Source organism: Micromonospora sp. ATLC20, from assembly GCF_057196585.1.
Genome location: NZ_JBXUOV010000413.1, coordinates 1 through 698, shown reverse-complemented (window position 1 = coordinate 698; position 698 = coordinate 1). Strand labels below are relative to the sequence as shown.

The window sequence follows — 698 nt, the reverse complement described above, 5'->3', positions numbered from 1 at the left end:
CGGTGCGCCGACCAGCCCGCTGAGCCGGTCCGCCGCGTGCGGGCCCGAGGGTGGCCGGGCGCAGACGCCCGCCTGCCGGGCCGCGGTCGCTGCCGGAGCGGCGGTACGCGAGTGGGACAACATCCGGGTGGCCCGGATCGACGGGCGGGACCGGGAACGCATCCCGGACGGGGAGCTGTGCAGCGGCGGGCTGTCCGCGTACCGGGGACTGGACCTGGCGCGCGCCGACTGGCCCGCCACCACGCTCACGGCCGGTGCCCGGCACACGTTCCGCTACCGCACCACCATCCCGCACCGGGGCACGTTCCGGTACTACGTCACCACCGGCTCGTACTCGCCGAAGCGCGTGCTCACCTGGGCGGATCTGGAGGAGAAGCCGTTCCTCGAGGTCACCGACCCGCCGATCCGCGCGGGCGCGTACGAGATGCGGGGGAAGCTGCCCGCAGGGCGTACCGGCCGGCACCTCGTCTACGTCATCTGGCAGAACTCGGACACCCAGGACACGTACTACTCCTGCTCGGACGTGATCTTCCGGGCGGCCCGCGGTGAGTCGGACCCGCCGCCGGCAGCGCCGAAGGCGAGCGCGTCGCCTCCGCGTACCCTCGCCGTGCCGGCGGCCGACGACGAGCCGGCGGTGCCGGTCGCGACGGTGACCGACGGCGGACCGCTGTCCCGGCCGCTCGTGGTCGGCGCGGCGG

1 protein-coding gene is annotated in these 698 nt (G+C 75.5%); it reads left to right on the top strand.

Annotated elements, in window-relative coordinates:
* On the top strand, nt 1-698 hold a 698-nt coding region (locus AC2CHG_RS31690), incomplete at both ends, for a lytic polysaccharide monooxygenase auxiliary activity family 9 protein (RefSeq protein WP_484526236.1).